Source organism: Paenibacillus vortex V453 (assembly GCF_000193415.1).
GTDB lineage: Bacteria > Bacillota > Bacilli > Paenibacillales > Paenibacillaceae > Paenibacillus_AQ > Paenibacillus_AQ glucanolyticus.
In genome coordinates, this window is sequence record NZ_ADHJ01000012.1 from 1 (window position 1) to 23,664 (window position 23,664).

The 23,664-nt window shown below is 49.1% G+C and carries 20 protein-coding genes and 1 pseudogene; 13 read left to right on the forward strand and 8 right to left on the reverse strand.

Features of this window, described 5'->3' with window-relative positions:
* Both PVOR_RS31360 and PVOR_RS30950 read right to left on the reverse strand, forming a co-directional pair.
* The coding region (locus PVOR_RS31360; RefSeq protein ID WP_040680241.1) for a hypothetical protein at nucleotides 1-247 on the reverse strand (247 nt) is incomplete at its 3' end.
* On the reverse strand, nucleotides 210-3,980 hold the full coding sequence (locus tag PVOR_RS30950; RefSeq protein WP_200860819.1) for a hypothetical protein: 3,771 nt from the start codon (nucleotides 3,978-3,980) through the stop codon (nucleotides 210-212). The genes PVOR_RS31360 and PVOR_RS30950, both read right to left, overlap by 38 nt.
* A gap of 652 nt (nucleotides 3,981-4,632) precedes the next feature.
* Here PVOR_RS30950 and PVOR_RS05190 point away from each other — a divergent pair.
* A complete protein-coding gene (locus PVOR_RS05190; protein ID WP_006208042.1) occupies nucleotides 4,633-6,138 on the forward strand; it encodes an HD-GYP domain-containing protein in 1,506 nt (501 codons plus the stop codon).
* 185 nt (nucleotides 6,139-6,323) lie between these two features.
* On the opposite strand, the gene tatC is transcribed toward PVOR_RS05190, so the two are convergent.
* Together tatC and PVOR_RS05200 are read right to left on the reverse strand one after the other, a co-directional pair.
* On the reverse strand, nucleotides 6,324-7,091 hold the full coding sequence (tatC, locus tag PVOR_RS05195; RefSeq protein WP_006208044.1) for a twin-arginine translocase subunit TatC: 768 nt from the start codon (nucleotides 7,089-7,091) through the stop codon (nucleotides 6,324-6,326).
* Between the two features lie 22 nt (nucleotides 7,092-7,113).
* Nucleotides 7,114-7,359 carry a MerR family transcriptional regulator gene (locus PVOR_RS05200; RefSeq protein ID WP_006208045.1) on the reverse strand — a complete coding sequence of 82 codons (246 nt, stop codon included), beginning with the start codon at nucleotides 7,357-7,359 and terminating at the stop codon, nucleotides 7,114-7,116.
* Nucleotides 7,360-7,640: 281 nt separating this feature from the next.
* Between PVOR_RS05200 and PVOR_RS05205 the strand changes: the two genes are divergently transcribed.
* The 9 genes and pseudogenes from PVOR_RS05205 to PVOR_RS29060 all read left to right on the forward strand — a co-directional run bounded on the left by PVOR_RS05205 (nucleotide 7,641) and on the right by PVOR_RS29060 (nucleotide 14,715).
* Nucleotides 7,641-9,251, forward strand: a complete 1,611-nt coding sequence (locus PVOR_RS05205) for a flavin monoamine oxidase family protein (protein ID WP_006208046.1) — start codon at nucleotides 7,641-7,643, stop codon at nucleotides 9,249-9,251.
* A gap of 19 nt (nucleotides 9,252-9,270) precedes the next feature.
* Nucleotides 9,271-9,816: a RidA family protein gene (locus tag PVOR_RS05210; protein WP_006208047.1), complete on the forward strand. Its 546-nt coding sequence runs from the start codon at nucleotides 9,271-9,273 to the stop codon at nucleotides 9,814-9,816.
* Nucleotides 9,817-9,907: 91 nt separating this feature from the next.
* The gene (locus PVOR_RS05215) at nucleotides 9,908-10,123 is read left to right on the forward strand and encodes a twin-arginine translocase TatA/TatE family subunit (protein ID WP_006208048.1); all 216 of its coding nucleotides are present in this window, start codon (nucleotides 9,908-9,910) and stop codon (nucleotides 10,121-10,123) included.
* Nucleotides 10,124-10,379: 256 nt separating this feature from the next.
* Nucleotides 10,380-10,583 (forward strand): CsbD family protein, encoded by a 204-nt coding sequence (locus PVOR_RS05220; RefSeq protein WP_006208049.1) that lies wholly within the window; start codon nucleotides 10,380-10,382, stop codon nucleotides 10,581-10,583.
* A 32-nt stretch (nucleotides 10,584-10,615) separates the two neighbouring features.
* Nucleotides 10,616-10,888: a hypothetical protein gene (locus tag PVOR_RS05225; protein WP_006208050.1), complete on the forward strand. Its 273-nt coding sequence runs from the start codon at nucleotides 10,616-10,618 to the stop codon at nucleotides 10,886-10,888.
* 173 nt (nucleotides 10,889-11,061) lie between these two features.
* Nucleotides 11,062-12,321, forward strand: coding sequence for an MFS transporter (locus PVOR_RS05230; RefSeq protein ID WP_387799724.1), 1,260 nt, complete (start codon nucleotides 11,062-11,064; stop codon nucleotides 12,319-12,321).
* Nucleotides 12,322-12,396: 75 nt separating this feature from the next.
* The gene (locus PVOR_RS05235) at nucleotides 12,397-13,071 is read left to right on the forward strand and encodes an NAD(P)H-binding protein (protein WP_006208052.1); all 675 of its coding nucleotides are present in this window, start codon (nucleotides 12,397-12,399) and stop codon (nucleotides 13,069-13,071) included.
* Nucleotides 13,072-13,138: 67 nt separating this feature from the next.
* Entirely contained in the window at nucleotides 13,139-13,519 is a 381-nt protein-coding gene (locus PVOR_RS05240) for a RidA family protein (RefSeq protein WP_006208053.1), read from the forward strand.
* Between the two features lie 156 nt (nucleotides 13,520-13,675).
* A pseudogene (locus PVOR_RS29060) lies at nucleotides 13,676-14,715 on the forward strand (serine hydrolase domain-containing protein).
* Between the two features lie 109 nt (nucleotides 14,716-14,824).
* Here the strand turns inward: PVOR_RS29060 and PVOR_RS05250 are convergent.
* The 3 genes from PVOR_RS05250 to PVOR_RS05260 form a co-directional block, all read right to left on the reverse strand.
* Nucleotides 14,825-15,589 carry a hypothetical protein gene (locus tag PVOR_RS05250; protein WP_006208056.1) on the reverse strand — a complete coding sequence of 255 codons (765 nt, stop codon included), beginning with the start codon at nucleotides 15,587-15,589 and terminating at the stop codon, nucleotides 14,825-14,827.
* 96 nt (nucleotides 15,590-15,685) lie between these two features.
* Nucleotides 15,686-17,302 (reverse strand): response regulator, encoded by a 1,617-nt coding sequence (locus PVOR_RS05255; protein ID WP_006208057.1) that lies wholly within the window; start codon nucleotides 17,300-17,302, stop codon nucleotides 15,686-15,688.
* Between the two features lies 1 nt (nucleotide 17,303).
* Nucleotides 17,304-19,088 (reverse strand): sensor histidine kinase, encoded by a 1,785-nt coding sequence (locus tag PVOR_RS05260; protein ID WP_006208058.1) that lies wholly within the window; start codon nucleotides 19,086-19,088, stop codon nucleotides 17,304-17,306.
* Between the two features lie 164 nt (nucleotides 19,089-19,252).
* Here PVOR_RS05260 and PVOR_RS05265 point away from each other — a divergent pair, with 164 nt between their 5' ends.
* From PVOR_RS05265 to PVOR_RS05275, 3 genes are all read left to right on the forward strand, one after another.
* Nucleotides 19,253-20,134: a carbohydrate ABC transporter permease gene (locus PVOR_RS05265; protein WP_006208059.1), complete on the forward strand. Its 882-nt coding sequence runs from the start codon at nucleotides 19,253-19,255 to the stop codon at nucleotides 20,132-20,134.
* Nucleotides 20,134-20,970 (forward strand): carbohydrate ABC transporter permease, encoded by an 837-nt coding sequence (locus tag PVOR_RS05270; RefSeq protein WP_006208060.1) that lies wholly within the window; start codon nucleotides 20,134-20,136, stop codon nucleotides 20,968-20,970. The genes PVOR_RS05265 and PVOR_RS05270 overlap by 1 nt, the downstream gene beginning before the upstream one ends.
* A 149-nt stretch (nucleotides 20,971-21,119) precedes the next feature.
* Nucleotides 21,120-22,409: an ABC transporter substrate-binding protein gene (locus PVOR_RS05275; RefSeq protein WP_006208061.1), complete on the forward strand. Its 1,290-nt coding sequence runs from the start codon at nucleotides 21,120-21,122 to the stop codon at nucleotides 22,407-22,409.
* 926 nt (nucleotides 22,410-23,335) lie between these two features.
* Here PVOR_RS05275 and PVOR_RS05280 read toward each other — a convergent pair.
* Nucleotides 23,336-23,551, reverse strand: a complete 216-nt coding sequence (locus PVOR_RS05280) for a hypothetical protein (RefSeq protein WP_006208063.1) — start codon at nucleotides 23,549-23,551, stop codon at nucleotides 23,336-23,338.
* Between the last annotated feature and the right edge of the window lie 113 nt (nucleotides 23,552-23,664).

Consider the following 23,664-nt stretch of genomic DNA (forward strand, 5'->3'; position numbering starts at 1 on the left):
CTGCGATTTTGTCCCCAGTGATCGAACCATCGACTAAGGTGAAGTTGTCGAAGGCATCAGGGCCAAGATGGCGGCTTTCAATGGAACCATCAGCGATTTGAGTGCCGGTAAGGGAGCCATCAGCAATATGCTCTCCCGAAATCGAGCCCTCGTATAAGGTGAAGTTGTCGAAGGCATCGGGACCCAGATGTTGGCTGGCTATGGAGCCATCAGCGATATGCTCTCCAGTAATTAGAAGCCTCTGCAATTTTGTCCCCAGTGACCGAACCGTCGACTAAGGTGAGGTTATCGAAGGCATCAGGGCCGAGATGGCGGCTTTCAATGGAACCATCGGCAATTTGATAACCAGTCAAGGAACCGCCCGCGATTTGGCTGCCGGATAGGGAGCCATCGGCAATATGCTCTCCAGTAATAGAAGCCTTTGCGATTTTGTCCCCAGTGACCGAACCATCGACTAAGGTGAGGTTATCGAAGGCATCGGGACTCAGGTGTTGGCTGGCGATGGAGCCATCAGCGATTTGAGTGCCGGTAATGGACCCATCGGCAATTTGAGTGCCAGTAAGGGAGCCATCGACAACATGCGCAGCCGATATGGAAACCTCTGCAATTTTATCGCCGGTAAGGGAGCCAGCAGCAATATGCTCTCCCGAAATCGAGCCCTCGAATAAGGTGAAGTTATCGAAAGCATCGGGGCCGAGATGTCTGCTGCCGATGGAGCCGTCAGCGATTTGATCACCTGTCAGGGAGCTATTGGCAATTTGAGTGCCAGTAAGAGAGCCATCGGCCACATGCGCCCCAGTGATAGAAGCCTTCGCAATTTTGTCCCCAGTCACAGAACCTTCGTCTAATACGAAGTTATCGAAGGCATTAGGGCCGAGATGTCTGCTGCCGATGGAGCTGTCAGCGATTTGAGCGCCGGTAAGGGAACTATTGGCAATTTGAGTACCAGTAAGAGAGCCATCGGCAACATGTACCCCGGTGATGGAAGCCTCTGCAATCTTGCTTCCTGTTATTCCGCCATCCTGCAGAAGTTCTGTTGTGATCGCACCAGCTTCGATATGCTGCGAACCGATGCAATGGGTTTGCAGGTGATGCGGAAGAACAGCGCCTTCGGCCAGCTGCCGAGATTTAACAGCACCTGGCTGCAATTGATCAACTCCAACGCTGTCTGGCTGCAGGTGGACATGACTGACGGACTGATTTCCAAGATGTGCAGAGTTGATGGAATACGGAGCCAAGTGATTGCTCTGAATCGAGAACAATTCCACATGTCTGGAGCCAACAGCACCCTCGGTGAGATGCCCGCCATCAATCGATTCTCCGGCAATATGCTCTGAGAGAACAGCGCCTCTCGTGAGATGCGCGGACTCAATGCTCTCATCTTGAATATGCCCAGCGTTGATGGAGCCGGAAGCAATATGGCGATCGGTCACAGAGTCCTCGTCAATATGCTGGGTCTTGATTATCTCCACACCCAGATGATCCGACTGGACACTCGCCTCCTGCAGATGAACAGCAGAGATGGAGAGAGGCTTGATTTTGTCGCCACTCACGGCATGTGCTTGCAGTGTTGTACCCGAGACCGATGAAGGCGAGAGGTGGTTTTCTGTAATGGACTGTGACTCAAGCTTAGTGCCCGGAATGCTGGCATCGGCAAATAACACTTCTGCAGAACGGCTTTCGTCGGCCAGATGGCTTAAGGTGACGGATTTCTTTTTCAAGTGATAACCATGAATGGCTTCCTGCACAATGTGTTTACCCAAGATGGTTTCCAGTCCCAGATGGGCGCCCTCTACGGCTTGCGGTGCAATCTTATCTGAGGTTACGGCCTGATTCTGAATCGCTTCCGCGGTTACAGCATCAGGCGACAGATGAATGGGTTGAACCGCTTGTGCTGCAATTTTTCCAGCAGATACGCTGCCCTCGGCAAGCTTGGATGTCGTTACGGCAAGGTCGGTCAGTTTATCCGTGGATACACTTTCCGGAGACAGCTTCAGAGAAGTTACTGCATGGTCCCCCAAATGCCGAGGCGCAATAACTCCATCGCCGATGGAGGACTCCAGAATGCTGCCAGCCGCGATTTTATCTGTCGTTACGGAGCCGAATCCGAGCGATTCTGTCCGTACGCTTTCCTTCTGCAGATGACGGCTTGCAATGGAACTCTCAGCCAGGTGGGACTCGTGAACGGCCCCTTCTTGCAAGGCTCTCGTACCTACGCTGCCTGCGGCCAAGTGCTGCTGCTGTATCGATTGGCTGGCAATATTGCTGGAGGTAACGCCATCCTGTGCAATAATGGCCCCGCCAACCGAACCTAGCGCGAGCTTTTGGCTGGTTACGCTCTCGGGTGCCAGCGTATCTTCTTCGACGGATGCGGCCTGAAGATGCCGTTTCCCGATAGCTCCGTCAGCCAGATGCTGGTCCGTTATCGTTTTGGACTGAATGGCAGTGCCAGGCACGCTTTGAGGAGCCAAATGCTGAGGTAGGATACTGCCCTTTGCAATATGCTCTGCATTCACTGCCTGTGCAGCAAAATGCTCGGTTTGAACAGCCGCTGCTGCAATTTGGCTGGATTCCACAGCTCCCTTGGCCAGATGGCGGGTTTGAACAGCCTCATTGGCGATTTTGTGCGGGAGAATGCTCTGATCTGCGATTTTCGAAGCCGTAACGGCTTGCTCAACCAGCTTTGCCGTATGAACAGACTGATCGGCGAGCTTGGAGCTGGTTACGCTGAAATCGGCCAGATGGTGGGTGGATACAGCGTTTTTATTGATTTGGACCGGTCCTATGGCACCCGGCTGGATTTGCTCTGATCCAATGGCTCCATCCTCCAGATGGCGGGCGTTCAACGAACCTTCTTTGATATGTGCAGCGTTAACAGCTCCAGTCGCGATTTGCTCTGATCCAATGCTGCCGAGTGCGATATGCTTTTCTGTGACAGCCTTCTTCGCCAGATGCTCACTGTCAACGCTCTGCGGCAGGATGTGGGAACCATTTACGGCATCGTTGGCAATTTTATTTCCGGTGACGGCACCGTCACGGATTTTGGAAGAGGTAACCGCAAGGTCGGCCAGCTTGGAGTTGTGCACGGTCTCATTCGCGAGATGGCGCGTTTCCACGGCGCTTGATGCGATTTTGTCCCCGTGAACCGCTTGGTTATCAAGCAGTTCGGTTGTAATGAGAAGCTGCTCAAGGTGACGGGCAGATATGGCACCATCCGCGATTTTATCGCCAGTCACAGCGTGGTCTGCCAGCTTCTGTGAAGTGATGCTGCTATCCTTGATTTTACTGGCATTCACAGAGCCGTCCCGAAGCTTGCGCGTGGATAAGATACCATCCATCAGATGATCTCCCGTGACCGATAATGGCGCGATTTTACCCGAGGTCACCGCTTCGTCGGCCAGGTGAAGGCTGGTAACGCTATGGTCCTGGATGGCTTCGGGACCCACCGATGCGCGCGCCAGTTTGGATGCTGTGACCGCTTTGGAAGCGATCCGGTTTTCGGTTATGGCAAATTCACCAATATCTTCAGTGAATATGAATGCTCCTTTGATTCCTGGCATTTCTTTTTCCGTTATGAGCTGCACTTGCTCGGCATCCGATACTGCAGGAGAACTGAGATCGACATCCGAAGCAGCAGGATTGCTGGAATCGACAGCTTGTGATGCTAGATCGAAGGCAGAGGTTTCATTGGTCGAATCTGAATCTGGGGCAGTTTGCAAAAGGGAATTTTGGTCCGATATAACCTGGTTGATTATGTCTTCGTCCATGGTTTCGTTCGTTTGCTGCAATTTGCTAATGCCAACGGCATTCTCTTCCAGATCCGCAACAGGAGCCGATGATAGAATGTGGGCCTCTCTGTCGGTTTCCTTATGGTGACTGTGCTCTTTCGTGCGCTCCAGCAGGTCAAGCTCTCTTGTATTGGGATCTATCATGTAGGACTGGGCAGTTGAAAACACAGCGCTTTTCTTCTTTTTTTTCAAAACAACACGCTCCTTCCGAATGATCGTCTTCGGTATCATATGCAGCTGTTTAGGCGGCTGTCACTGTCTTTCGGTATTCGAAAAGGGCGTGCGAAGGGAGGCATGGAAAAGGACCCGGCAAAGGCCGAGTCCTTGATTTGGCGCTAAATGCGCATATAAAATTTAACCCCTGACGGCCAGTATGGGCTGGCTGCACAGTTGGTTCCGTATTTGAAGTTTCTTCAAGAATCATTCTAAAACAACAAAAGCCCTGCCTCTCTTTCGTCCTTGCGGCTCCGATGACCGCTCCAGTGTGAATCAGAAAAACGTTCCATAAAACTCTTACTCTTAGGGTCATTAAAATAGGAATTTTCACTTCAACAGAGATGTAAATAACCATGTTTCGAGGAACTGACGGGGTTAAACTTCATGTAACAATTACTTATTATATCATAGTATGTTCTAATAAGCAAAGATATTCAAACATGTATTAGAATGTTGTGTAAAAGCGCTTGATTTTTTTCCGATTTCCAACGATATTCATATTAACAAATTTTTCTTGCAAATTCCGCTGATGCCCTCTTAAAATTGTAGCATAATGTCGAATAAGTTCTGATTTACAATGAATATGCCTCGCCGATATTTATTATCTGTCAACGAAAGTAGGCGTACCATGCAACTGTATAAGTCTTTTCTTAAGCAGCTCATCCGGAACTATATGATTGGGTCCTCTGCAGCTGTGCTTGTTGTGGGTGGCGTATTGATGGTTACGACCTTGGACATCCCGTTCGAGGAAGGCGCACGTCTTATGATCATTCTCGCTATTTCGTTTATGGTTATGATTGCATCAGAGCTGACAATTTTTCTTAGGCACTTACGACCGATTCATGCGGGATTTGATGAAGACAACATCGATCTGGAAGTGTTGGAAAAAGCATATTTGAGCGTTCATCGGATGCCGCGAATGGCAGTATATCGTATATTCGGTCCTCATTTATTGGGTTTATCCCTTCCGGCCATAGTACTTACTGTTTGGATGATGGAGCAGGGGAAGCTGAACTTTCCCCCTTTTTACATATGGCTGGCTTGTCTTGGAGCTATTCTCCTTGCCAGCTGTCATGCAATGATTGAATTTTTTCTGACGATAGCTGCAATCCGTCCGTTAATCAAGGAGATCAGGCGGCAGGCGTTGTCTCGTTATGGTGTGGATTTTTCATTGGAAGGCCATGTATTCATGGCAATTCGAACCAAATTTCTGCTGAGTACGATGCTGATCGGTACCTTTCCCTTGTTTCTGTTCAGTCTCGCGGTCCAGATTCGGCTGGAGGGGCTCAGTCAGATCATAGCCCAGCAGTACTGGGGATGGGCAGGATTCATTTTGCTGCTGGGCGTAGGCTTTGCTTATGTTGGCGCCTGGCTGTTGACTCAGGATTTACAGCGCCCGATCCGGCAGTTGTATAGGGCAATGAATGAGATTAAGGAAGGCCGCCTCATTCAGACCTCCAATCTGTATTCCGATGAATTTTCCAACTTGATTGCAGGGTTTAATATGATGGTTCGAGGGCTTCAGGTGCGGGAAGAGCGAAACCGCAAGCTGTTGGACAGCTATTTTGCCGCCTTGGCAGCGGCGCTTGATGCAAGAGACCCCTATACGGCGGGACATTCGCTTCGGGTAGCGGAATATTCGGTGTTAATCGGCCGTCTGGCTGGTTTGAGCGAAAAGGAGGTCGATATCCTGCATAAGACGGCACTGCTGCATGATATCGGAAAAATCGGGGTCCGCGACAATATTCTGTTGAAGGAAGGAAAGCTGACGGCAGAGGAATTCGATCAAGTGAAAGCCCATCCGGCACAAGGAGAGAACATTCTGCTGCAGATCGAGCCGGCTGACGCCATGGCCCCTTATTTGGAAGGGGTGCGTTCCCATCACGAGCGGTACGACGGAGCCGGTTACCCTGACGGGCTGAAGGGGAAAGAAATCCCGCTGTTTGGCCGGATCATTGCGGTGGCTGATGCTTATGATGCGATGACCTCTGATCGACCGTACCGCAGCGGCATGAAGTCCGTGGATGCCTTGAACATACTGGAGGCTGGCAGGGGAACCCAGTGGGATCCTGATTATGCGGGCATGTTCGTTAAATATATGAAAACGGAGAAGAAGGTTATTTCAATCCGTTAAGGGCAAGCGGCGAATGCAAGACTTGTTTTCGTTGCTTCTAAAAAAGGAGACCGTTACCTGTTAGGTAAACGGCCTCCTTTTTATGATGTGCGGTGTGATTGAGACTGAGACTGTCCTCCTTGGACTCAGGACCAGCAGCAAGGCGCGTTAACATAGGAATTGTCTCCCGTATTGGCTCACAAGCGTCATATCAACTGGTTCGCTGCGTCTATCTCCGTTTCATCGATTTCAGCATGCTTTTGCTTGTGGTGCATCCGGCTTGCCAGCCATGTACTGATCTCGTACAAGCCAATCAGGGGGATAGCAACCATGAGGTGGGAGACGAGATCAGGCGGGGAGATCAGTGCTGCAATGATCACCAGAATGACATAGGCATACCTCCGCATGGTGTGCAGGATAGCCGGGCTTAATAATCCGATCCGGGTCAGGAACAGGACAACAACCGGCAGCTCGAAGGCCAGTGACAGTGGGATCATAATATTGAACATAAACCCGAAGTACTGGGAGACGCCATATGTTTCCACCAGCTCCATCTGACTGTTGATTCCCGTTGTAAAGGCAAGACTCATAGGAAAAACCACAAAATAAGCAAAGCTTACTCCTATGATGAAGCATACGGCGGAGAAGGGGATGAACCGGAGTGCCGCTTTCTGCTCGCGGTTGTTCAATCCCTGGTTAACGAACAGCCATATTTGATACAGGGCAAACGGCAGGGTGGGCAGCAGCGACAGGACGATACCGATGCTCATATAGATGCGCAGGCCGTCCCAGGGTGAGAATACATTCCAGGTTACCTGAAATGCCGGCGAATGATGCTTTAGCACTGATAAGACGTAAGGCGCGGCAATCAGTCCGATGACCATGCTAAGTATAAAAACGGCGGCCACCTGCAGGATCCGTTTCCTTAACTCGGCGATATGTTCCAGCATCGTCATGGTATTCTTGATCTCCATAGTCTTGATCACTCCTTGTTCATCATCGGAAGATGGGTGTGCATCGCTGTTTTTTCTTCAATTCCTTGAGTTCAAACGTATTAAATCCCTCCTGCATTTTTCGGTGAATTTCCTGGATGCTCTCCACATCCTCAAAAGAATATCGGCGATTCCCTCCCTTGGTACGCTCCGGAAAAACAAGCTTTCGTTCCTCGTAATACCGAATTTGTCGTTCCGTCAATCCAGTCAGTTCGCAAACCACCCCAATACTCATCACCTTACTCTCCATGAACTTTACCTCCTGTGTAAGTATTATTAACCCTGAGCTTTTGTTAAATGGCTTTGGATTAAAAATGAAAGAAGATAAAACGGTAATAATTGGGCAATTGCATTTCGTTTGGAAGGATTTATGACATGATTTTATGAAAAAGAAGTGAAAAAAGCAATCGTTTTTCAAAAATAAAAAAACAATGTTAGGATTCCTAACAAAATTTACGTCAAATTTTGGTTTCTTTGCTAAGATCGGCTCATGAGTCCAATCCAGCACAACTAGCGAAGGAGTGAACGAGGGTGGCTACAAAAGAACAACCAAAAGAAAAAGAGATGACCCGGAGACAATTTCTGACGACCGTTGGCAAAGTGGGAGGATCTGTTGCCGTCTTCAGTCTAATGGGTACGATGGGGCTCCTATCGCCTGAAACGTTGAAAGCAGCGGAATATACGCCTCCCGGTAAGAATGACTTAAATCTTAGCGGCCGTGGAGGCAAAAAAATCATCATTCTTGGAGCAGGGATAGCGGGTTTAACGGCAGCCTATGAGCTTGGGCTGGCAGGCTATGACTGTACGATTCTGGAAGCGAAGGAATTCGCCGGTGGTCGTAACTGGACAATCCGCAAAGGGACCTCTGTGGCGGAGATTGGTTCAGGTCGTCAGACCTCCCGCTTTGATAACGGACTTTATTTCAATGCAGGCCCGATGCGAATCCCGCAGTTTCATGTCACGCTTGATTATTGCAAGAAGTTTGGTGTTGCCATCGAGCCCTTCAACAATGTGAATGAGAGTGGCTATTACTATAACGAGAACGTTGGCGCGTTATCCGGGCAGCGGGTCCCTAAACGTGCGGCCAAGGCAGATGTTCGCGGTTATGTTGCCGAGATGCTTGCCAAAGCGGTGAATCAAAACGCGCTGGATCTGCCGCTTACGGCGGAAGAGAAGCTGAAGCTCGTAGATTATCTGAAGGCCGAGGGGGACCTGAATCCGGACCTGTTCTATAAGGGATCGGAACGCGGCGGTTACAAGGATGAACCGGGAAGCCGGCTGGATGCGGGGGTTCTCCGGGATCCGTTCGATCTGAAGGCCATCATTCATTCAGGTTTCGGTAAATATTTCAGCAATGAGTACAGTTATGACCAGCAGATGATGATGTTTCATCCGGTCGGCGGCATGGATGCCATCGTGAAGGCATTTGAGAAGCGGCTTGGCAACCGAATCAAGTTCAAGTCAGAGGTGAAGGAGATTCGCCAATCCTCCTCGGGGGTGCGGATCGTGTATAAGGATGGCAATTCCGGCAAAGATCAGGAGCTCCGAGGGGATTACTGTATCTGTACCATACCGCTGACGGTACTAAAGAAGATTCCGGCAGACTTCTCGCCGGAGATGTCCAAGGCCATCAGCAGTGTCGGATACGCCTCCGCGGGTAAAATCGGTCTGCAGTTCAAGCGGCGATTCTGGGAGGAAGACGATGATCTCTACGGCGGCAGCAGCCTCACGAATATGGATATTACGCAAATCTACTATCCTCCGACCGATTATTTCGGGAAAAAGGGAATTCTGCTCGGCTACTATGCATACGGGGGGACTGCCGACAAACTTGGGGGCATGTCGTACGCAGAGCGCGAGAGACTAGCGCTGACGCAAGGGGCCAAAATCCATCCGCAGTATCCGAAGGAGTTCGAGGCTTCCTACTCCATCGACTGGAAGAAGACCAAGTACCAGGAAGGGGGCTGGGTGTCCTATTCCGCCAACGACAGGAAAACCTACTATCCTACCTTGTGCAAGCCGGATAACCGCGTTTATTTGGCAGGGGAGCACATCAGTTATATCACGGCCTGGCAGGCAGGAGCCATCGAATCTGCACGTGAGGTCGTAACCGATATCCATAAGCGTGTCATGAAAGCCTAAATTGAAGGGAGACTATCCAATGAAAAACCAATGGAAGACGTTACTGGCTCTGGCCATGTTGTTCAGTGCCGTAAGCGTCACCGCGTATGCAGACAGTGCCACTGTCCATAAGAAGCCATCCAAGGCAGCGCCCGCTCCTAAATTTTACGGCAGTCCTACTTCTTCTATCTCAAGCGGGGTAATTGTGCCGGAAGGGTCTTCTTACCTCTATACCAGCGGGACGGTGCCCCCTATATTGAACAAGGATGGCAAAACGGTGTACGAACGTTATGGCGACACCAAAACCCAGGGGCTCGGCATCCTGAAGGAGATTGAGAAGCAGCTGAAGGAGCAGGGACTGACAATGAAGGATGTTGTTTATCTGAGGGTGTACCTGACCCCGGATGCAGCCAAGAATGGAAGTTTTGATTATACCGGCTGGTTTGATGCTTACGCCCAATTCTTTAATACGAAGGAGAATCCGGTTAAGCCTGCTCGTTCCACCGTAGGAGTAGCCAGTCTCGTTAATTCCGATTGGTTGATTGAGATTGAGGCGGTAGCCGTGTTTCCGAGTAAGAAGAAATAGGGAGCAGGATAGTTGGAAAAAAAGAAATAACAAATCCAGCGCTTAGGAGTCAAACAGAGACCTATTACTTAATTAGAGGAGTTGAGTCCAAATGTTCCAGAATGTCGGCTTTGTTGGATTAATGATGATCTTGGTTGTCGTCCTCATTCTGTTCGGGCCTTCGAAGCTGCCGGAACTTGGCCGGGCGGTAGGCCGTACATTGTTCGAATTCAAAGCTTCCGCAAGAGAGCTTGTTGGCGATGATAAAGAGGAAGAGAAGGACAAAGAGAGAGATCGGGAGGCATCGGTCATTAAATTGAAAGGATGATAGGCGGTTGAATCCGGTACCTAAGAAACAATGAGCCTTGAATAGGAAGGTGTAAAAAAAGCTGTCCCGTGGATCTGTCGAGATCCACGGTGGCAGCTTTTCTATATCTTCACAATTGCAGGCCACCGGAGAAAGAAGGAGGAAGAATCTGCGCATGACATCCTTTGCCAGGATTCAGAGAAACTCGTGACGGGTATACACAAGTACAGGCAATTATAGAATTCATCATTCATTACTCTAAGAGGAGCTGATATTTATGGATAGCAACGTATTTAAAGGGAAATGGAAGCAGATGAAGGGCGAAGCGAAGAAGCAATGGGGCAAATTGACCGATGACGACCTCGACGTGATTGCTGGAGAAAAGGACAAGTTGGTAGGGAAGATACAGGAACGCTACGGTCACTCGAAAGATGACGCAGAGCGTGAATATACAGATTGGAGTACCAGGTTCCGTGACTAGTCTATTCAGAGGATAAGGGAGGCGGAATGATCATGCTGGAATCCCGGGTTGTGACCGGCAAATTGATTGATATTCGTGACGGCAAAGCGTTTACCTTACACGGAGACATGGTCAGCACCTATCATTTGGGATACTATGAGATGATGAACGAGGAAGCTCTCCCTGTCAAAGACAGTCAGCAGGCGGCTTCCCCCGCGGGGCTTATGGCGGAGGAAACTGCCGAATCATCCGGCTGGCTCCGCAGGGAATGGAAACCGTTGACCAGTTTCATAACCGCTTGGAAAAAGAGTGCAAATCGTGCCTGATTTGCACTCTTTTTGTGTCTTCTTAAGACGGGGTATCCAGCCCTTAGGCATGAAGAAAATCATGTGAGTTTTATATTTGAAAAGTCATATTGACTTAGGTGTAATGCGGTGTAGAATGAGGTCAAAAGGAAGTTTGATCAGCCCATTCTAAGACATCGAAGGAGTGCATCATCATCAAGGCTGTCCAGGTTATTCACAAGCCGCGTAAACAGGTTTCATACCAGCGCAGAAATTTGATAGCGGCAACATGGGAAGGGGTCCCGGCGATCATATTGCAGACGCTGCTGGGAGGGCCTTTTCTTACAGGGTACTTATTGTTCCTGGGCGCGGAATCCAGCGAGGTTGGATTCGTTCTCGCCGTCACAACGCTGTTCAACGTGCTTCAGATTCTAGTAGCGTACCTGATCCAGCGCCTGCAATACCGCAAGAAGGCCATGATTGTATTCGTCTTTGTGCACCGCATCTTATGGGGGGCCACGGGCGTTATTCCGTTTATTTTCCCGGAACGCTGGTGGATTCCGGTGTTTATGGTTTTGTACATGGCCGCCTTTATAGCCAATACCGTATCCGGCGTACTCTGGACTTCGCTCATTAGCGATATGGTGCCAGCGAAGGTACGGGGACGTTATTTTGGCATACGCAATACGATTTTGAATGCGCTGGGGGCCTTGACCCTGTTTGTCGGGGGGGTGATCCTGGACCGTTATCCTGGCAGCGAGGGCTTCCTGATTCTGTTTATCATTTCATGGATTGCAATTTCCGCGAACTTGTCCCTATTCTTCTTGTATCCGGACCCTCCATTCGAGCATTCGAGTGAGCGTCAGTTTAAAGCGATGATCCGAAAGCCGCTTGCGGACTCCACCTTCATCAGGTCAACGTTATTTCTGGCAGCCTGGTTGTTTCTGCAGACGCTGATTGTCCCGCTATATTCATACGCCATGCTGGATGTTCTGCATATTTCGTATTCGGTCGTTTCCATTATGACGGTTGCACAAACCATGGTCATGATGATCGGCTTCTATGTGTGGGGGAATTTGAACGCGCGCTTCAGCAACAGAACCTTGCTCTACTGGACGCTGCCGCTTATTGCAGGTTCATGCTTGTCATGGGGACTGCTGTCAGTCCTGCCGGTTATTCCGGTGCTGCTGCTGTCGCATATGCTGCTGGGTGCCGGAGTAGGCGGGTTTAACCAGCTGGCCTTCAACTTTATGATTGGGGATACGCCAAAAAGCGAACGGCCGATGTTTATTGCTGTATACTCGGCGATAACGGGTTTTACTTCTTTCCTGGGCCCTGTGCTTGGAGGTTTTATATTTAAAGGGATCGCAAATGCCCCGGACTGGGTATCTCAATACGGATTTCAAACCGCAGTGGGCGTCTTGATGGTGCTGATTGCATTGACGGTTGGGCGGAGAGTTCTTCGTTCTCCATAGAAGAGTGGCGATTTGCGGATAGATCCTTCACGTAATTTATATTTAATATCATGAACGGAAGGAGGGAGACTCGAGGTGGGAATGATTGCCCTTGTGGTCGGAGCCACGGGACTTGTAGGCCGTTTGGTAACCGACGAGCTGCTGCGCCGTGAGGAGCTTGACGAGGTGCGCGTGCTCGTTCGAAGGCTTCCGGATGTTACACATCCCAAGCTGAAGCCCATCCTGGTGGAGTGGGATCGGCTGGATCGATACAGCGATGCTTTTTCCGGCGTCCATAGCGTGTATTGCTGTTTGGGGACAACGATTAAGAAGGCCGGTTCCCAGCAGGAGTTCCGCAAAGTGGATGTGGATTATGTCATCAAAACCGCAGAGCTGGCTAAGCGGCATGGCGTAAGACAGTTTATGGCGGTCAGCTCCGCTGGAGCCAATCCGAAGGTGCGTAATTTCTATCTGCGGACCAAGGGGGAAACGGAACAAAGATTGGGCGAGATCGGTTTTCGAGGACTGCATCTGTTCAGACCGTCATTATTGCTGGGTGACAGGCCCGAGCAGCGGTTTGGGGAGCGAGCCGCTTCGGTTCTCATGACAGCCTTCGATTTTGCGTTCAGAGGTCCGAAACTCGCTCCATACCGCGCCATTCCGGCGGTAAAGGTAGCCAAGTCAATGGTCAACATAGGGCTAACGGATATGAAAGGCCATCATATCTACACCAACGAAGTCATTCATGTACTTGGCGAGGCAGCTGATTAGATTTGCCAGAGTCACCGTGGCAGATTACAATGTACACAGATAGGAATACATGAGAGGGTGATGAACGATGAGTAAAAATATCATATCGACGAACCAAGCGCCAGGAGCCATCGGGCCTTACAGCCAGGCTGTTGAAATTAACGGATTGGTGTATACATCAGGCCAGCTTGGTCTGAACCCGGAGACAGGTGAATTCGGCGAAGGGGTACAGGAGCAAACCAAGCTGTCCCTTAGCAATGTGAAGGCGATTCTTGAAGCGGCCGGGACAAGCCTGGAACAGGTGGTTAAAACCACTGTGTTCTTGAAGGATATGAATGATTTTGCCGCCGTGAATGAAGTGTATGGCAGTTTCTTCGCAGAGCCGTATCCTGCCCGCAGTGCCGTGGAGGTTGCCCGTCTTCCGAAGGACGGACTGGTTGAAATCGAAGTTATCGCTGTTAAGAAATAAGCAATTCTATGATAGGAGCTCTGCCTACCTTGGCAGAGCTCCTATTTGTTTGGTTTTATGAATTAATTCCCATTAATATTGATTTTAAGGAACATATGTTCTATAATGGATAGGAATCTAGTAAAAGGATAGATGGAACGGGGGAATACCATGGGAATGGGGTCTGATATCAACAGGAATATACGTGAATGGATGGAACGATATCAGGTGACAGGATTGAGTATGGCAAGAATTCAAGAGGGTCACATTCGTATGACGGAAGGTTACGGTATTCTGGAAGCGGGAACCGATCGCAGGGTAACTAGCCATTCTATGTTTAACGCTTGCTCCATTAGTAAATTTGTTACATCCATGCTCGTGTTGAAGTTGGCTGATCAAGGAATTGTGGATATAGATGAAGATGTTAATGTTAAACTCTCTTCCTGGAAGGTTCCTGAGAGCGAATGTACGCAACATTATAAAGTGACCCTTCGAACATTACTCAGTCATCAATCAGGGATCTTGGATCCTGAAGATAGTTTTGGCGTGTGGAATTCCGTACAGTGTTCACCTTCAATGGTGGAGCTGTTAGAGGGAAGGTCAGCCTATTGCAGAGAAGCTATTAATGTCACGTATGAGCCTGGTAGTGAATTTGCTTACTCCGATACAGGTTTCTGCATCATCCAACAAGTAATAGAGGACGTATCTGGAAAGCCGTTTCAGGTACTGTTAGATGAACTTATATTTGCTCCGTTACATATCAGAAACAGTAAAATGAATCCGTCTTCCTACAAATCAATGAATGGACAGCTGTCATGCGGTCACCACAAAAACGGGAGATTAGTTGAAGGCAAGTACCCCATGTATCCATACCCAGCAGCTTCAGGGCTTTGGACCACGCCAGCCGATCTGGCCGTTCTGGTGATCGAATTGATGAATTCGTTGAAGAGCAAGAGTATACTAGGGATTTCTGAGGGCAAGGCAAAAGAATGGATTACTCCTCAAGGTGGCAGAGACTGGACAGGGCTTGGAGTTTTTCTGGATGGGAGTGAGCAGGAAGTTGAAATATCGTCACTTGGTTAGGGGTGCGGGGATTCCAATGCCTGTTGACAGCGAAGCCGTATCAAGGCAAGGGCAGCATCATTATGACAAACATCGATTCCGGTGTTCATCAATCCAAGGGGATTATTGGAGAAATTCTAAGATCGCTTGAATAGGTCTCTCGAAATGGAATCCCCTTGGCTTGATCAATTCAACCCAAGTTATGACACTTACCCTCGATTTATTGGTAGCAAGACGCTTTAACTGCTTAGCGAGGGGGTTCACTTAATACCGTGACCTTCTCCGGTTTCGTGTAAAGAAGAGCCATACGGCATATACGAACAAGACAACAGAAAGGATAAAGGCTGTCATCAAGATGGCGTCCGTCTCCCGATGCTCGGCTGCAATGGCGATATATGCCCACGTAAAGACCATCGGTACGATACTGTCACGGTAACGGAGGCCGATGAGAATGGCGAGCAGAGCCCCGATACAGAGCAGGACAATCCCCAAGGGGGTCTCATTCAGACCCAGAAAGCTCCAGCCATTCTTCTGAATCACGATTGCAACATTCACGATAAAGGCAGGACACACCCATCCGATATAAAGGCTGAACGGTAATTGGAGAAACAGCTTCTCCCCTGTTGCTGGATAGCTTATGGAGTGCGTGCGGACATAGAGTACCCATAAGGTTAACAGCAGCAATAACATCACAATGACAGACCACTCGATATACAGATAATGCCACAATACCAGCCATGCCATATTGAAGACGCAGCTTAGTATAAACCATGGTCCGATGGATCTGACAGTATCCCGGGTTCCGGTATCACGGCGCAGCTGGTAGATGACAAAAAAGAGCAGCAGCACATAGATGACGGACCATATCGTAAAGGCATAACCCGCGGGAGTGATCGCCGTATAATACATATCCGATATTTCCCCGGTTGTTCTGCCGCCAAGCGGCAGAATTCCCGATAACACATTCATGGTGATAACCCCGGCAAAAAACAGAAGATTCCACCAGCGGTATGGATTGTTGCGGTACATACGATCTCCTCCTGGTATCAGTCTGGAATATATAGAATATACCCAAAAGAATCGATATCGAGCCAGTGCCTCCCGAGAGAGGCAGCAGGCAACTCGTTAATTCATATGCTTCTTACGGTATTCGTTCGGCGTGAAGCCTTCCATTTTTTTAAACACTTTACTGAAATATTTCTCATCCTGATAACCGACCATCTCCGCGATTTGAGCAATCCGGATTTGGGGGTTAAGCAGCAGCGTCTTGGCTTTGTTGATGCGAATCCGACCGAGAAAATCGGATAGCGTTACGCCAAATTCCTGTTTGAATTTGCGCGAAATGTATTCCCTGCTCAGAAAGAATCTCCCCGCGATTTGCTGCAGCGAGATCTCCTCGTGATAGTGATGCTCCAGATAGTGGGCGATGTCATGGATGATATGGTTATCCTTTGAATGGATCTGGGTAAGCACCCTGGATGCCGCATGCAGCCTGCCGCTGATCTGTTCACGCCAGCGATCCCAGCAGATCATTCCTTCCTCGCTAAAGGGCAGAGCGGATGGAAGATCCTGCGAGATTTCAGCGTCTTCGATAGGCTCCTGCGTGCTTTTCACCTCACTCTCTGTCCAGTGATACTGTATCCAGTCCCATTCCGAATTCCACCGGAGCAGATGCTCCGGGGATACAAGATCCCGATCGCGTACATCCTGCAGCCATTCCTCCGTGGCAGCTTCCATGCGTTCCTTGCTTCCGCTAAGAGCGGCCAGCTTGAACTTCTCCTCATAGGAAGAGAGCCGCAGCGTCCGTGAGCCTTCGCTGTCGACGGCGCGTTCACGGTGTATTCGGCATGTTCCCGTCAGCAGATTGCGGCTGAACAAGGCTTGGACGGCATTTTGATAAGCCTTCGGGAGATCATTGGGAAAGGCGCTTGCTTCCGCCGCACCGAAATGGCAGCGCCTGCGAAGGGTAGAGAAAAAGCCGTCATTAATCCTCCCCAGCAGGTCGTTGAAGGGAAGCCTCGGATGCCAGCAGAGCAGGATAATTTCGCCGGGCTTATCGCTGTGTCTGAAGGCAACCCCCTGATCCTTCAGCAGCTCATTGCAGATATTGATAAGCGTGAAAGAGAGCAGGTGCCGCCTGTTGCGAAATTTCGACAGCAAGGCTTCGTCAAATTGAACATCGCTGAGCACCGCTACATTGCATACAGTACCGGCCTCGGGCAGCCTAATCCGGTTCCGTAATTGGGAGACAACGCTTTCCCTGTTCCCGTATCCGCTCACGAGATCCGAAAGCAGGCGGTCCATATAGAACGGGGTCATCTGATTCATTTCAATATTTTGAGTGGTGATGCGCTGCCGTTTCTCTTCCTCTAGCTGCCAGGTATGCACCGCTTTGCTTAACGCCTCGTTCAAGCTGTCCGGCTCCACGGGCTTCAGGATATAGTCAATGCCTCCGGAGCGAATCGTATGTCGTACATATTCAAAATCGTCATAGCCGCTAATGACAAGCACCTTGATGTCCGGTTTGGTTCTATGCAGCCAGGTCAGAAGTTCCAGTCCGTTTTTACGGGGCATTCGCATGTCGGTCATAACAATTTGCGGGCTGGTCTGCTCAATTAATCTCACGGCTTCCTCGCCGTCAGCGGCCTGATCGATTTCGGTTATACCATGCCGCTCCCAGTCAGCCAGAAGCCCGATCGCTTCCCGTACATGCTGCTCGTCATCTACAATCAATACTCTCATTCTACTGTTCACTCTCCCATGCGTTGATATTGAGCGTAACAATGACGCCGTGTGGCAACGCGTTCTCTATTATTAATTCAGCATTGTTGTTGGTGTAGAGATTCAATCGCATCAACACATTCAACAGCCCGATAGAATCGTTCCCGTTGTCGTTACGATCATAGTGATCGTAAGCGGCGGCGAGTTTGCTCCGAATCAAGGCAAGCTCCTCCTCATCGATCGAGGAACCGTTATTTTCGATCACAACGATTAAGCGGCTATCCTCCGATATACGGGAAGAAATCGATACGAGGCCGACCCCGGCATGGGTATTCATGCCGTGTTTGAAATAATTCTCCACAATCGGCTGCAGGATCATTTTTGGAACCGGAGCTGTAAGGCTCTCTGGATCAAGCTCCCATATGACTTCCAGTTGATCCCGGAACCGCTGCTTCTGCAGCTCGAGATAGAGCCGTACATGATTGATTTCATCCTGCAATGTTACTTTGGCTTCGCTGTTGCGCATGTTATAACGCATGATGTTCGCCAGCGAAGAGAGCAGGGAATAAATTCGCGGTACATTATGCTGCAGTGCCAAGGTGCCGATGGATTGAAGCGAATTATAGAGAAAATGCGGATCAATCTGGGCCTGCAGTGCTTTCAGCTGATTGGTTTTATTGGCGATCTCCAGTCTGTATTCACGAAGGATCAGGTTGTTGATAGTATCCATCATGTTCCGGAAGCGGCGGGAAAGAACACCGATCTCATCCGGGCTTGTCACATCGATATTCACGTCAAGCCGCCCTGTTTTTACTTGATTCATATAACTTGTGAGCTGCTTGATGGGCTTGGTAATTCGAATAGAAATCCATAACGTACCGAATATGACAATCAATAGCGCGAATATTGCAATAATCGCGTTGATGCTTGTTAATTCCGTTGAGTTCTTGTACAGGGTCTGGTGTGGAATCTGCTTCACCAGTGTCCAGGGAGCATAAGGCAGATCAAGCTTTTCATAGATGATCATCGCATCGTTGCCGTCATAATATCCCTTGTCCGCTTGAGCGATTACATTCATCAGCTCCGGATCGTTCAAATATTGGCCTCTTTGTGCCGGATCTGGACTATATATGATGCTGCCATTGTCATCAATCAAGTATAACTGTTCTTCTTCTTTAGCATACAGTTGATCGCAAATGGCCAAAATACTGTCAAGTTTCACATCAATGGCCATGAGGGCATATTGGTCGGGTGACGGTACGTTGGTTATGGATCGATAGAAGGTAATGACCTCAAAATCCAGGATATCCGCGGGCCGCGGCGGAAACCCGTAACTGTGCACCTGATGTACAGGCTCGATGGCGGTATTGCCTTGACCAAATTGCTCTATGGTGCGGTAAGGAGCCTGCCGAAATTCCCTGCGAGGCAGGTTGCTTGATATTTGGGTGGACTGTCCCGTCAAATCGTTATGAAGGTAAATCTGATGGACGTCCTGTGTGCCAGTTTGGATAGCCTGCAAGGTTGCGTACAGCTCGGCAATTACCCGGTAATTATCGGGGTCTAGGGCAAGGTTGCGCAGAAAATGGGGATCGGAATATACAGAGAGCGATGCCCGGTCAATGCCGCGTAAATAGTTCATCAGGTTGGTAGCTCCTTGATAAATCAGCCGAACATTTTCATTCACCGTCTGTTCCTTCACTGATTCACGTGTATGCGTAAACGTGATGAAGAGCGACAGCAGGAGGGGAATGGTTGTGACTGCAAGCATGAACTGGATAAGACGGGTCTGGATGCTGCGATATTTCATGATGGATCACCTCTGGATTATCGAATATGATCGAATGGGCATAAGCGCGTATGGTCAATATTTTACACCTAACGGTTCATGATTCTCCGTGTTTATTGTTAACAGGTTACCGCATAATGGCTATACATCATACAACAAACTTAACGAAAAGGGGAGATCAAGGGATGAATCGAAAAAAATCTTCGGCGCTGCTTCAGCAGTTTCTTTTCGTGGGACCCTCCACTATTTTTTTCATCCTGATCATGATCATTCCATTCCTGCTGGGGCTTTATTATTCCTTCACGAACTGGAATGGCGTGTCAAGCAAAATCGACTGGGTCGGCTTTGATAACTTTGTTACCATTTTTACCAATGATGATAAATTCCGTGATGCCTTCTGGTTCACTACCCGATTTACGGTGCTGGGTGTCATCCTTACGAATCTGCTCGGATTTTTACTTGCGTATTTCCTGACCAAACCGCTAAAGACACGGAATGTGCTGCGGACGATTTTCTTTATGCCTAACGTAATCGGCGGCTTGCTGCTTGGTTTCATCTGGCAGTTTATTTTTGTAAAAGGGTTTGCCGCTATCGGTAATGCCACGAATCTTGGATTCTTCAACCTGCCATGGCTCGGAACAAAAGGAACTGCGTTCTGGGCAATTGTAATCGTTTTCGTATGGCAGACGGCGGGCTATCTGATGGTTATCTACATTTCCTCGCTCAACAACGTGCCCAAGGATATTCTGGAGGCTGCCGAGATTGATGGCGCAAGCAGAGGACAAGTGCTGCGATCGATCATTATACCACTGGTGATGCCAGCTGTTACCGTATGTTTGTTCCTGGCGATTTCCTGGTCATTCAAGATGTTTGACCTGAACCTTTCCCTAACGAAGGGCGGACCGTTTGGCTCTACGGAGTCGGTGGCCATGAATATTTACAACGAGGCATACACGAATAACCGTCTCGGACTCGGAACGGCGAAGGCGGTCATCTTCTTCATCGTGGTTGCCATCATCACGAGTCTGCAGGTTCGATTCACCAAGAGCAAGGAGGTTGAGGCTTAATGGAGACTATGAAAAAATACCGGCTGAACACCTTGGCCACCGAGATCATTATGATCATCGTGGCACTGCTCTTCCTGGTCCCGTTCTACTTCCTGTTTGTGAACTCCGTCAAAACCTTTGGCGAGTTGTTGACGGATTCCGCGGGTCTTCCGACCGCGTTTGAATGGAGTAACTATTCACGGGCATGGAACATTACTAACTTTCCGCTGGCCTTCTGGAACTCGCTGGTCGTTACGGTTGTAAGCAACCTGCTGCTGGCGATGTTAAGCGCGATGACTGCGTATCAAATGGTGCGCCGCAACACGCGTTTTAATCAGCTCATGTTTGCCTTGTTTGTTGCAGCCATGGTTATTCCATTCCAGTCGATCATGATCCCGCTCGTGAAAGTGACGGCTACGCTCGGCATTAATAACAGCTTGTACGGCTTGATTATCTGTTACCTTGGATTCGGGGTCCCGCTGAGTGTCTTCCTGTTCCATGGATTTGTGAAGTCGATCCCCGTAGAGATTGAAGAAGCCGCAACGGTGGATGGAGCGAGCGGCTATGGGGTATTCTTCCGGGTTGTGTTTCCGTTGATGAAACCGATGTTTGTTACAGTCATCATTCTGAATACCTTGTGGATTTGGAATGACTACCTGCTTCCATCCCTGATTCTGCAGTCCGCGGAGCTCCGGACCATTCCGATTGCTACTTTCGCATTTTTTGGGCAATATACAAAGCAGTGGGATTTGGCGCTTCCGGCGCTTGTGCTGGGGATCATGCCGGTCATTATCTTCTTCCTGGCTATGCAGAAATACATCATTGAGGGAATCACGCAGGGAGCGGTGAAGGGATAAGCGGGAGTCAATCGGTCAATTCCTTCCCCCTGATAGATCAATATAATACCTGATCTTACGAAAAAAGGTTGATTATACTGAAAAAGTAAACGCTATCATCAAGCGATGTAAACCAATTGATTAGAGAAGACAAAAGGGAGGATTCACCAATGAAGAAATACAGTAAGCTGCTCCTGGTCATGGTTCTGGCTTTCTCCACGCTTCTTGCAGCGTGCGGAGGCAACAAAGAGGAGAATCAAGGCGCTGAAGGCGGAACTGAGGGTGGAACAAAAACGATTAAGATCTTCCAATTCAAAGTAGAAATAGCCGAGGCTCTGAACAAGCTGAAGGCCGAGTATGAGAAAGAGCATCCCGGCATCAAGCTGGACATTCAAACGGTTGGCGGCGGCTCCGACTATGGTGCAGCACTGAAGGCCAAATTCGCTTCTGGCGATGAGCCGGACATTTTCAACGTAGGCGGATACCGCGATCTTGAGACTTGGTTCGAGAACGTGGAAGACTTGTCGGATCAGCCGTGGGTGAAAGACGTTGTTGACGTGGCTAAAGAGCCGATGACCAAAGACGGCAAATTGTACGGTCAACCCATGACCATCGAGGGTTACGGGTTCATCTACAACAAAGATCTGTTTGAAAAAGCAGGAATCACCGAGCTTCCTAAGACCATTACCGAGCTTGAGGAAGCGGCTAAAAAACTGCAAGCGGCTGGCATTACTCCATTCGCCAATGGTTACCAGGAAACATGGATCTTGGCAAACCACTTGCTGAACATTCCGTTTGCGCATCAGCCAGATCCTAATGCTTTTGTTAAAGGATTGAATGAAGGTACGGAGAAGCTGGTAGGCAACGCGAAATTCGACGAATGGATGCGTCTGTTCGACCTGACGATTCAGTATGGGCAGAAGAACCCGTTGACAACGGACTACAATACAGAGATCACAACCTTTGCCAGTGGCGAAGCAGCGATGACGCAGAACGGGAACTGGACGCAAGTGCAAATCGACGGAATCAACCCGGATCTGAACATTGGCCTTCTGCCAATGCCAATCAACGATAATGCGGAAGAGAACGATAAACTCCCAATCGGCGTGCCGAACAACTGGGTAGTGAACAATAAGTCCAAAGTGAAGGATGAAGCCAAAGAATTCTTGAACTGGCTCGTGACTTCCGAGACAGGTAAACGTTACATTACGGAAGAATTCAAATTCATTCCGGCACTGACAAGCATTGAAGCGAACAGCGAGACGCTTGGCGACCTGGGTAACGATGTGATGAAATACAGCCAAGAGAACAAAGCCCTCAGCTGGGAGTTCAATAAATTCCCGGATGGCGGCATGAATGAGTTCGGAAGCCAGATGCAAGGATACGTAGCTGGCAATGTGGACAAGAATCAATTGTTTGAAGGCATTCAGAAATCGTGGGAAAGCCTGAAAGCGAAGTAATAATGACGATGACCTTGTGTCATTGAGGGTTAAATCCATTGAAAAGGCGTTGCAGGGCTTAGCCCTGCAACGCCTTTTTTTGGTTTTTGGATGCGAAGAAAACTAAAATAAACGCGTCAAGGACAAGATTGCACCAATAGCGGCATATGAGGGAATGAAAATTAGAGTAACAATGGGGCTATTCCTGAGCCCGGGGCTCGGTTATTGAGCACAATGGCATGTGTAATCAAGTTTCATTCGAGCGAGCAGCATCTGATTAAGAATGAAGACCCTCGCATTGACTGACGGGCAGAGGATCATGCGTGCGCAGTAGTGGAAGTTAAAAAGCAGTCTACACTAACGGACTGTCTGGTGGGTTAATCCATCGCTTTGCTTGTTTCCACTTTTAGGTGCTATCAAGCTGAGCATATTCCATCCCTTTAGTGTGCTTCCACGCTACGGTGCTATCTAGCAGAGAATATTCCATCCCTTTGGTGTGCTTCCACGCTACGGTGCTATCTAGCAGGGCATATTCCATCCCTTTGGTGTGCTTCCACGCTACGGTGCTATCTAGCCGGGCTTATTCCATCACCTTGGTGTGCTTCCACGCTACGGTGATATCTAGCAGGGCTTATTCCATCACCTTGGTTTGCTTCCACGCTAACGGACCACCTAGCCGTTATTTCACCCTTTTGGGCTTTTTTTAAGCTCTAACGGACTCAGTAGCTGTTAATGTGTTGTTTTCCTCTTCAAACGCCGCTTTTTACCCGGAATAACGTCGCTTAAGTCCGCTAGAATTTCACGAGAGCTATTATTCACGAATTAACGTCTTCTTGGTCCGTTGCAGCTTACGTCTATCTGAGAGCTTAACAGCCAATGAGCAGGGCCAGATCAGGTAGGGTGGAAGCGCGGGGAGCTATCACCAACCAAGTCATCAAGTGGCATTGTTAATAATGATTTCGAATCAGTAAATAAATAATTAAACCAACAACGGGGAAGAACAGTAATCCGAGCACAACCAGGAGCGCAAACTCCGGGCTGCGGCCTTTCCGACGGGCATCGTTGTAACCCCATACGCAGATGACAATGTGAAGAACGAAGAATAATAACATTACCAGCATAGCTCCGATACCGAATATGCCGACACCAGCAACACTGCTCATATGAATAACCTCCCAAAATTGAAAAAGTATGATCTACATACGAGTGTCAGGCAAAAGGGGTCGCATAAAATTACCCGCGATTCGAAATCCTGCCTTTTGATGATGAGGGTATC

Bases quoted from the DNA above. Each gene is read 5' to 3' on its own strand.
- PVOR_RS05225 (WP_006208050.1), top strand. From the start codon at position 10,616: ATGCTGGAATCCCGGGTTGTGACCGGCAAATTGATTGATATTCGTGAC.
- tatC (WP_006208044.1), bottom strand. From the start codon at position 7,091: ATGGAGATCAAGAATACCATGACGATGCTGGAACATATCGCCGAGTTA.
- PVOR_RS05210 (WP_006208047.1), top strand. From the start codon at position 9,271: ATGAAAAACCAATGGAAGACGTTACTGGCTCTGGCCATGTTGTTCAGT.
- PVOR_RS05270 (WP_006208060.1), top strand. From the start codon at position 20,134: ATGGAGACTATGAAAAAATACCGGCTGAACACCTTGGCCACCGAGATC.
- PVOR_RS05215 (WP_006208048.1), top strand. From the start codon at position 9,908: ATGTTCCAGAATGTCGGCTTTGTTGGATTAATGATGATCTTGGTTGTC.
- PVOR_RS05275 (WP_006208061.1), top strand. From the start codon at position 21,120: ATGAAGAAATACAGTAAGCTGCTCCTGGTCATGGTTCTGGCTTTCTCC.
- PVOR_RS05240 (WP_006208053.1), top strand. From the start codon at position 13,139: ATGAGTAAAAATATCATATCGACGAACCAAGCGCCAGGAGCCATCGGG.
- PVOR_RS05255 (WP_006208057.1), bottom strand. From the start codon at position 17,302: ATGAGAGTATTGATTGTAGATGACGAGCAGCATGTACGGGAAGCGATC.
- PVOR_RS05200 (WP_006208045.1), bottom strand. From the start codon at position 7,359: ATGGAGAGTAAGGTGATGAGTATTGGGGTGGTTTGCGAACTGACTGGA.
- PVOR_RS05190 (WP_006208042.1), top strand. From the start codon at position 4,633: ATGCAACTGTATAAGTCTTTTCTTAAGCAGCTCATCCGGAACTATATG.
- PVOR_RS05220 (WP_006208049.1), top strand. From the start codon at position 10,380: ATGGATAGCAACGTATTTAAAGGGAAATGGAAGCAGATGAAGGGCGAA.
- PVOR_RS05280 (WP_006208063.1), bottom strand. From the start codon at position 23,551: ATGAGCAGTGTTGCTGGTGTCGGCATATTCGGTATCGGAGCTATGCTG.
- PVOR_RS05265 (WP_006208059.1), top strand. From the start codon at position 19,253: ATGAATCGAAAAAAATCTTCGGCGCTGCTTCAGCAGTTTCTTTTCGTG.
- PVOR_RS05250 (WP_006208056.1), bottom strand. From the start codon at position 15,589: ATGTACCGCAACAATCCATACCGCTGGTGGAATCTTCTGTTTTTTGCC.
- PVOR_RS05260 (WP_006208058.1), bottom strand. From the start codon at position 19,088: ATGAAATATCGCAGCATCCAGACCCGTCTTATCCAGTTCATGCTTGCA.